This is a genomic window from Stenotrophomonas maltophilia (genome assembly GCF_013464485.1).
Taxonomy (GTDB): domain Bacteria; phylum Pseudomonadota; class Gammaproteobacteria; order Xanthomonadales; family Xanthomonadaceae; genus Stenotrophomonas; species Stenotrophomonas maltophilia_AW.
On sequence record NZ_RAUX01000050.1, the window covers coordinates 40,107 to 47,810 of the forward strand.

The 7,704-nt window shown below is 66.8% G+C and carries 7 protein-coding genes; 3 read left to right on the top strand and 4 right to left on the bottom strand.

Features of this window, described 5'->3' with window-relative positions; all coding sequences use genetic code 11:
* Positions 1 to 40: 40 nt before the first annotated feature.
* Entirely contained in the window at positions 41 to 799 is a 759-nt protein-coding gene (otsB, locus tag D7Y61_RS19630; RefSeq protein ID WP_180868721.1) for a trehalose-phosphatase, read from the bottom strand.
* A 219-nt stretch (positions 800 to 1,018) separates the two neighbouring features.
* A complete protein-coding gene (locus tag D7Y61_RS19635; RefSeq protein WP_180868723.1) occupies positions 1,019 to 3,451 on the bottom strand; it encodes a TonB-dependent receptor plug domain-containing protein in 2,433 nt (810 codons plus the stop codon).
* 242 nt (positions 3,452 to 3,693) lie between these two features.
* Here D7Y61_RS19635 and D7Y61_RS19640 point away from each other — a divergent pair, with 242 nt between their 5' ends.
* Together D7Y61_RS19640 and D7Y61_RS19645 are read left to right on the top strand one after the other, a co-directional pair.
* The gene (locus D7Y61_RS19640; protein ID WP_079222925.1) at positions 3,694 to 4,170 is read left to right on the top strand and encodes a DUF3574 domain-containing protein; all 477 of its coding nucleotides are present in this window, start codon (positions 3,694 to 3,696) and stop codon (positions 4,168 to 4,170) included.
* 36 nt (positions 4,171 to 4,206) lie between these two features.
* Positions 4,207 to 5,064, top strand: a complete 858-nt coding sequence (locus tag D7Y61_RS19645; RefSeq protein ID WP_180868725.1) for an XAC2610-related protein — start codon at positions 4,207 to 4,209, stop codon at positions 5,062 to 5,064.
* 9 nt (positions 5,065 to 5,073) lie between these two features.
* On the opposite strand, the gene D7Y61_RS19650 is transcribed toward D7Y61_RS19645, so the two are convergent.
* Complete coding sequence (locus tag D7Y61_RS19650) at positions 5,074 to 5,385, bottom strand: hypothetical protein (protein ID WP_180868727.1); 312 nt, start codon at positions 5,383 to 5,385, stop codon at positions 5,074 to 5,076.
* Between the two features lie 17 nt (positions 5,386 to 5,402).
* On the bottom strand, positions 5,403 to 5,690 hold the full coding sequence (locus D7Y61_RS19655; RefSeq protein ID WP_180868729.1) for a hypothetical protein: 288 nt from the start codon (positions 5,688 to 5,690) through the stop codon (positions 5,403 to 5,405).
* A gap of 115 nt (positions 5,691 to 5,805) precedes the next feature.
* Here D7Y61_RS19655 and D7Y61_RS19660 point away from each other — a divergent pair, with 115 nt between their 5' ends.
* Positions 5,806 to 7,524: a thiamine pyrophosphate-dependent enzyme gene (locus D7Y61_RS19660; RefSeq protein WP_180868731.1), complete on the top strand. Its 1,719-nt coding sequence runs from the start codon at positions 5,806 to 5,808 to the stop codon at positions 7,522 to 7,524.
* Positions 7,525 to 7,704 lie beyond the last annotated feature (180 nt).

A 7,704-nucleotide genomic window follows, 5' to 3' on the forward strand; every position in this document is an offset into this window, starting at 1 on the left:
ACGCGGTACATCTCGGTTGCGGCCGTGGGGGTTGGCCGGGTCAATAGGCATTCTCACGCAGCCAGGCGTGCACGCTGCGTATGTCGGGCAGTGCGAACACAGCCGCGCTGGGTTCACGTTCACCCACCAGCACGCTCCAGCCATGCTGGCCGTTGGCAGCATCGAAGCCGAATTCATCGGTGAGGTCATCGCCCATGAACACGGGCAGGCGACCGCGGAACGGCAGGTACTGCATCATCCGTCGTACCGCGCGGCCCTTGTCTGTGCCGACGGGCACGAACTCGACCACGTGGTCACCGGGCTGCAGGCGATAGCGGGTGCGGCCGCGCACGTGGCGGTCGGCGAATGCGCGGACATCGCTGGCGGCGTGCGGCGCACCGCGCCAATGCAGGGCCAGGCCGACGCCCTTGTCCTCGACCAGCACGCCGGGATGGCCATGGGCGAAACGCATCGCCTGCTGGTGCAGCGCGTGCAGCCATTCGGCAGTGTCATCGTCATGCTCGTCGCGCAGGACGCGGCCATCCTGGCCACGCAGTTCGTGGCCGTGCAGGCCGGCGGCGGGCAGCTGCAGCGGGGCGAACAGCTGGTCCAGCTGTTCAAGCGGGCGACCACTGACCAGTGCCACGGCACCTTCCAGGCGGTCGCTGATGCGGCCGATGGCTTCACGCACATCCGGCAGCAGCTGCACGGCATCCGGGCGCGCAGCGAATTCGATCAGGGTGCCATCGACATCGAGGAACAACGCACAGGCGTCATCCAGCAAGGGCGGTGGCGGACGCAGGGGGAGCGGTTCAGCCATGTCCCCACCTTGCCAGCGTGGGCGTGTAGGGCAGGTCGAGGCAGGGCGACAGTTCACTGACCTGCCGGCCCTGAACCCGACGGCGGGGTAGAGTCGACTGGGTAGAGTCGACTGTTAGTCGACTGCTCTTCGCGCAGATCGCGAAAATCCCGCGCTGCGCGCGATAGTCGACTAACAGTCGACTCTACCCCGCCGGCTCTACCGGGTCGATTCTGCGAATCAGAACGTATAGCGGACGCGGCCGTAGTAGTACGCGCCGTTGCTGCCGATCGGCGACAGCACGTCGTACGGCAGGTTGCCGAAGTAGTGGATGTCGCTGTTGGATCGATCCGGGTAATTGTCGGTCAGGTTCTGCCCGCCGATGGCCACGCTCCAGCGCGGAGTGATGCGGTACTCGACCTCCGCATCCAGCTGCCATTCGGCCTGGTAGGTCTGGCGCGGGATGTAGCCGTCACCGAAGTTGAATACGCGGGTGGCACTGCCGTAGCGGTTCACACGGGTGCTCAGCGACCAGTTGTCGTTGCTCCACGCGGCGGAGAAGCTGCCGCGGGTACGCGGCGTGGCATCGGTCAGCGTGTTGGTCTCTTCAATGCCGAACAGCACGTAGTCCGGGTTCAGCGCGCGCAGCTGGGCCGGGGTGGCCAGCACGTTCTTCAGCGTGGTCTTGGTATACGCATAGGTGCCGGTCAGCAGCAGCTGGCCATCGCCCAGCGACTGGCGCCAGTTGGTTACCAGCTCGGCGCCACGGGTGCGGGTATCGGCGGCGTTGACGAAGAAGCTGGCACTCTGCAGGCCGGTGACGCCGTAGTTGGCGGCCACGAAGTCGGTCAGCGCATCGCCGGTGATGCTTTCCGACAGCGCGATGCGGTCGTCGATGTCGATCTGGAAGAAATCCAGCGACAGGTCGAAGTGCTCACCGATGCGGCTGGTGAAGCCCAGCGAGGTATTGAGCGATTTTTCCGGCTTCAGGTCCTGCGCGCCGAGGCCGCGGGCGATCGGGTTGTTGACCGACAGCAGGCGGCCCTGCACCAGCTGGCCAGCCGCGTTGTAGCCGGTGGACGTGGATTCGTAGCCGATCTGTGCCAGCGATGGCGCGCGGAAATTGTTGGAGATGGCACCGCGCAGGGCGAAGGCCGGGGTGAACTCGTAGCGCAGGCCGAGCTTGCCGGTCAGTTCGCCGCCGAAATCGTCGCTGTGCTCGTAGCGCGCGGCCAGATCAGTGGAGAAGTGGTCGCCGAACTGGCTGGACAGGCTGGCATAGGCACTGGCCACGTCACGCGCCAGCGAAGCGGCATCCTGCGGGGTCAGGCCGCCGCCGGCCTGCGAGCCGGTCGGGCGATCGGTGTACGGGCCGGCTGCATAGCTGGACGGGTCACCCGGACGCGTCTGGTAGCGCTCGTGGCGCACTTCCGCGCCCAGGCCCAGGGTGTGGGTGATGCTGTCGCTCTGCGAGAACACGCGGCTCAGGTCGAGGTTGCCCACGGTCTGCGCGTACTGGTAATCGGCGGTCTTGAAGCGCGTCGGGCTGGTCGGGCCCAGCGAGGCATTGATCGAATCGCGCAGGCGGTAGGTGAAGTCGTTCTGGCCGTAATCCACGCTGCCGTCATAGCTCCACTCGCCCCACTGGCCACGCACGCCGGCCACGGCCTGCACGTCACGGTTCTCGCCTTCGGAGATCGGGCGGTAACCGTTCGGGTAGACCTCCTTCCAGTTGGCATCGCCGTCGGGGTAGCGGAAGTAGTTCGCGCCTTCGGTGTCACGCTGGTTGAAGGTGCCGAAGGCATAGAACGTTGCGGTTATGCCCACCGGAATCTCGGTGTTCAGCCACAGGTTGATGTCCTTGCTGGCGCCATCGCCGAGCACGTAGTTGCGCTTGCCCTGCAGCGCCAGGTTGGCCTCGGTCTGGTCCCACGGCGGGATCAGGTCGTAGCCGGCCCGGTTGGTGCCGTTGCGCTTCTTGTATTCCAGGCCTACGCGCAGGAAGCCGCCATCCTCGCCCAGCGAGGTGCCGACCTTGGCGCTGATGTTGCCGGCCTGGCCATCGGTGAGGGTGCGGCCGATCGGCTTGAGGTCGGTGTGGTTGGCGCCGTAGCTGGCTTCGATCTCACCGCCGTCGCCGCCGTTGTCCAGGATCACGTTGATCACGCCGGCCACGGCATCGGAGCCGTACAGGGCGCCGGCGCCATCACGCAGCACTTCGATGCGCTTGATGGCGCTGACCGGGATCGAATTGAAATCGACCGGCGTGGTGCCCTTGCCGATCTTGCTGTCCGTGTTGACCAGTGCGGTGTGGTGGCGGCGCTTGCCATTCACCAGAACCAGCACCTGGTCAGGCGACAGGCCACGCAGCTGCGCGGCGCGCACGTGGTCGGCGCCGCCGGAGTTGGACTGGCGCGGGAAGTTGAACGACGGCAGCAGGGCCTGCAGCGCACTGCCCAGCTCGCCGTTGACCACGCCGGCCTTGCGGATGTCCTCGGCGGTCAGCACGTCCACCGGCGAGGTGGATTCGAGCACGGTGCGGTCGGCGGCGCGGGTGCCGGTGACGATCACCGTGTCCAGGTTGGTGGCCGCATCCTGTGCAGAGGCGAGGGTGGGGGACAGGGCGAGCGCGATGGCGAGGCCGAGCGGCGACGCGGACAGGCGGGGGGACATGCGGACTCCAGCAACAACGACGTGGGGAAGGGGCGGGGGAGAGAAAGTTTTACTTACATCCATCCGGATGAAGCGATATATTATCTTGGCGTGAGGAGGGGGTGTGACGCAAGCCCCGCTTCCAATCGCATCAGCTGATGCCGCTGTGGCATGAGTGATTGGTTGCAACCGCAACCGAGACGCAGGTGTACCCTCCGTGCCCCTTCGTCGTGCTTTTCCCCTTCCCCGGAGTGCTGTCCCCCATGAAACACCTTGGCCTGATCTTTGCCGTGCTGCTGGCGACCAGCGGCTGCGCCAGCCTGTCCTCGAAGGCGCCCAGCGCCTATGCCACCACCGCCGAGATGCAGGGCGACGCCGCGCGGCCGTCCAACGGCCAGGGCTGGGTGCGCAGCGAGCTGTACTTCGGCGTGGGTGAGGAGCAGGGCGCGGGCAACCGGCCGCAGGCCGACACCATCAGCGAGGCGCAGTGGCGCGCCTTCCTGGACAAGGAAGTGACCCCGCGCTTCCCCGATGGCCTGACGGTGTTCGATGCCTACGGCCAGTGGCTGTTCCGCGGCGATACCTCGCCCAACCGCCTGCGCACCAAGGTGCTGGTGGTGCTGCATGAAGACAGCCCGCAGCGTCGTGCCGACATCGAAGCGATCCGCCTGGCGTGGAAGCAGCAGACCAAGCACCAGTCGGTGCTGTGGTCGCGGCAGGCAGTTGACGTATCGTTCTGACCTGGAGGCGCCACCGTGGCGCCGCAGGGAACGACGATGAGACACAGGGACACCGTGATGGGCCTGCTGCTGGCGGGCCTGATGACTCCGCTGGCGCATGCCGCTGAAAGCAATGCGCCGCTGCGCTTCGAGGCGGCGCCCGGCGTCCGCGTGCAGGCCGAGGTGACGGAGGGCGGCAGCATTGCCGTGCAGGTGCTGCCCTCTGGCAAGCGGCAGAGTCTGCCGGGGGCCCCCGATGTCGACGGCAATTCCCGCCTGTCTGCCGAGGATGTCGATTTCGATGGGCGCCCGGAGCTGGTTGCGCGGGCGTCGGTCGGCATGGTCAACGAAGCGGTGGCGGTGTATCGCTACGATCCGGCCAGCGGCGGTTTCCGCGCGCTGCAGGCCCGTTCCCATGGCCGTGACAACTGCGGCGGCCTGATGGGCCTCACCGTTGATGCCGCCACGCGCACGCTGACCAGCAGCTGCCGCGGCGGGCCGATGTGGTACACCGATCAGTACCGCTTCGATGGCAGCACGCTCTACCTGTACCGCTCCGAGGACGTGCTGCGCCTGGGCGACACATTGAACAACACGCTGCAGCCGGATCGGACCGAGGAAAACGGCCCGCTGGCGGTCTGGCGCACCCATGATGCGTCCGGCCGCGTGCTGGAAAGCGCCATCGCCGATGGCCTGAGTGCACCGGCCGCCAACGCACCGCTGCGCGGTCAGCAGGCCACGGTGCTGACCGCGCGCCTGTTCCTGTTTGATCGCCCGGGTGCTGCAAGCACCAAGCGCTATCTGCTGCAGGGCGACCGGGTCGAGATGCTGGATGAAAAGGACGGGTGGATGAAGCTGCGCTATCGCAACCCGAAGCGTGGCGCGATCGAGGGTTGGGTCAACGTCAACGATTGAAACAGGCGTTCAGTCACCGACGCAGCGGATGGTGCTGCGCTGGCGATATGCCTGGTCGAACAGCACCAGTAGACGCAGGGCCACCTCAGCCAGCGGCGAGTCTGCGCCCTGCGGTTCCTCCAGCATGCGGCCGATGATTTCCTGCACCAGTGCCTGTGACTGCCCGGGCGAGATGGAAGGCTGCGCGTAGAACTCGCGCGCGAGCCGGCACAGCTGCGGGTAGCGCTGCGCATCGGAACTGAGGATGGCTTCCTCGTGCGGCGCAATCCAGGCACGCTGTTCCGGGTCGCGCCCGTTGTCGAGGTAGAGGTCGAAGGCCACGTCAGTTCCTGTACGGGTCAGCGGGTCTGCCAGGCTACGGCCTGGCCATCGCGGTGGGCGGCGGCAAACACCAGCAGCAGGCGCAGGCCGCCCCTGCGCTGCAAGTCGTCACCGGGGACAGTGGCCAGGCACTGCAGCAGTTCGTCCATCGCGGTTGCGAGCGTGGTGCCCTCGAGGCTGCCTCGCGGCTGCGCACGCAGTGTTGCCAGATGCGGATGCAGGGTGGCGTCGAGCCCCTGCAGCCACTGCAGTTCGTGGTAGTTCAGGATGTCGCGCGATTCAGCGCGGTGCAGGATGAGCTGCATGGGGGCAGGCCGGGGAATCTGCCGTCAATGTATCGGATCAGCTGCACAATGCCCACAGTGGCATCACTTGGCCGGGTCTAGCCTCGGGTTTCCCCCGACCCCGGCTGTGCCCCCCATGAGCAAGCGCGTTGCAGAAATCGTCATCGACACACTTCAGCAGGCCGGCGTCCGCCGCTGCTACGGCATTGTGGGCGATACCTTGAACCACGTGACCGATGCGATGCATCGCAGCGAGATCGAATGGGTGCACGTGCGCCACGAAGAAGTGGCCGCCTTCGCCGCCGGCGCTGATTCGCTGGTGAGCGGGCAGCTGACCGCCTGCGCCGGTTCCTGCGGGCCCGGTGGCCTGCACTTCATCAACGGCATCTTCGAAAGCAACCGCAACCGTGCGCCGATGGTGCTGATCGCCAGCCAGATCGTCACCAGCGAACTGGGCATGGAATTCCCGCAGGAAGTGGATTTCAAGGCGGTCTATGGAAGTTGCACGGTGTTCTGCGAGCAGGTGCACAGCCCCGAGCAGGCGCGGCGCGTGGTGGCGCTGGCCTGCCAGGCGGCGATCAGTCGCCGCGGCGTGGCAGTGGTGATCCTGCCGGCGGATATCAGCGAGGCCGAGGTGAAGCACGATGTGCCGTTCTCGGTGCATTACGCCCAGCCCGTGCTTCGCCCCTCCGATGTGGAGCTGCAGCGCATCGCCGAGCTGCTGGGGCAGGGCAAGCGCATCGGCATCTACGCCGGCGCCGGTTGCCAGGGCGCGCACGCGCAGCTGCTGGAACTCGCACGGCGTCTGCAGGCGCCCGTGGCGCACACCTCGCGCGCCAAGGATTTCGTCGAGCCGGACAACCCCTACAACATGGGCATGACCGGCATCTTCGGCATCGAATCGGGCTTCCACACGTTGATGGAGTGCGACACCCTGCTGCTGCTGGGCGCTGACTTCGCCTGGGGCCAGTTCTACCCGGACAAGGCGACGATCATCCAGGTCGACCGCGATGGCAGCCACCTCGGCCGCCGCCATCCGGTGAGCCTGGGCGTGGTCGGCGATATCGCACCGACGCTGGACGCGCTGCTGCCGATGCTGCCGCCGCGCGAGGACAGCACCTTCCTGGACGAGTGCATCACGCACCGGGACAAGGCGCTGCAGAAGCGCGAGCAGGAAGAACAGCCCGGCGAAGGCGAACTGATCCACCCGCAGCACCTGACCGCGTTGCTGTCGAAGCATGCCAGCGACGATGCGCTGTTCACCGCCGACGGCGGTTCGCCGATGGTGTGGGTGTTGCGCCATATCCGCGTCAACGGACGCCGCCGCACGCTGACCAGCCTGCTGCACGGCACGATGGCCAACGCGATGCCGCAGGCGCTGGGCCTGCAGAAGGCGTTCCCCGGCCGGCAGGTGATCTCGCTGTCCGGCGATGGCGGTCTGGCAATGCTGTTGGGCGACCTGCTGACCGCAGTGCAGGAAAACCTGCCGATCAAGGTAGTGGTGTTCAACAACGGCTCGCTGAATTTCGTCGAGCTGGAGCAGAAGGTGGAAGGCCTGCTGGACAACTACACCGACCTGAAGAACCCGGACTTCGGCCGCCTGGCCGAGGTGATCGGCTTCCACGGCCGCACGGTGACCCGCAGCGAGGATCTGGAGGAGGCGGTGCAGGACTTCCTGGCGCAGCGCGGCCCGGCGCTGCTGGATGTGCATACCAGCCGCGCTGAACTGGTGATGCCGCCGCAGATCGAGGCCAAGCAGGTGGCCGGTACGGCGCTGTATGCGGCCAAGGCGGTGTTGAACGGCCGCTTCGACGACGTGAAGCATCTGCTGGTGGACAACTTCCTGAAGAAGTAGGGGGGGGCGATGCAGGGCTGTGCCCTGCACCCGCAGAGGCCAAAGCAACAGCCGAAGCAACAGCAACAGCGGGCATTCCGTGGGATGGCGGGGTGGGTCCGGTTGCAGGGGGCGCCGTAAACCCATCCCTGGGGGCTTGGCCGCGGCATCCATGCCGCGGACACCCCCGCAACCGGACCC

What these genes read in the sequence shown, in the direction of transcription:
- otsB (WP_180868721.1), bottom strand. Translation starts at nt 799, where the DNA reads ATGGCTGAACCGCTCCCCCTGCGTCCGCCACCGCCCTTGCTGGATGAC.
- D7Y61_RS19635 (WP_180868723.1), bottom strand. Translation starts at nt 3,451, where the DNA reads ATGTCCCCCCGCCTGTCCGCGTCGCCGCTCGGCCTCGCCATCGCGCTC.
- D7Y61_RS19640 (WP_079222925.1), top strand. Translation starts at nt 3,694, where the DNA reads ATGAAACACCTTGGCCTGATCTTTGCCGTGCTGCTGGCGACCAGCGGC.
- D7Y61_RS19645 (WP_180868725.1), top strand. Translation starts at nt 4,207, where the DNA reads ATGAGACACAGGGACACCGTGATGGGCCTGCTGCTGGCGGGCCTGATG.
- D7Y61_RS19655 (WP_180868729.1), bottom strand. Translation starts at nt 5,690, where the DNA reads ATGCAGCTCATCCTGCACCGCGCTGAATCGCGCGACATCCTGAACTAC.
- D7Y61_RS19660 (WP_180868731.1), top strand. Translation starts at nt 5,806, where the DNA reads ATGAGCAAGCGCGTTGCAGAAATCGTCATCGACACACTTCAGCAGGCC.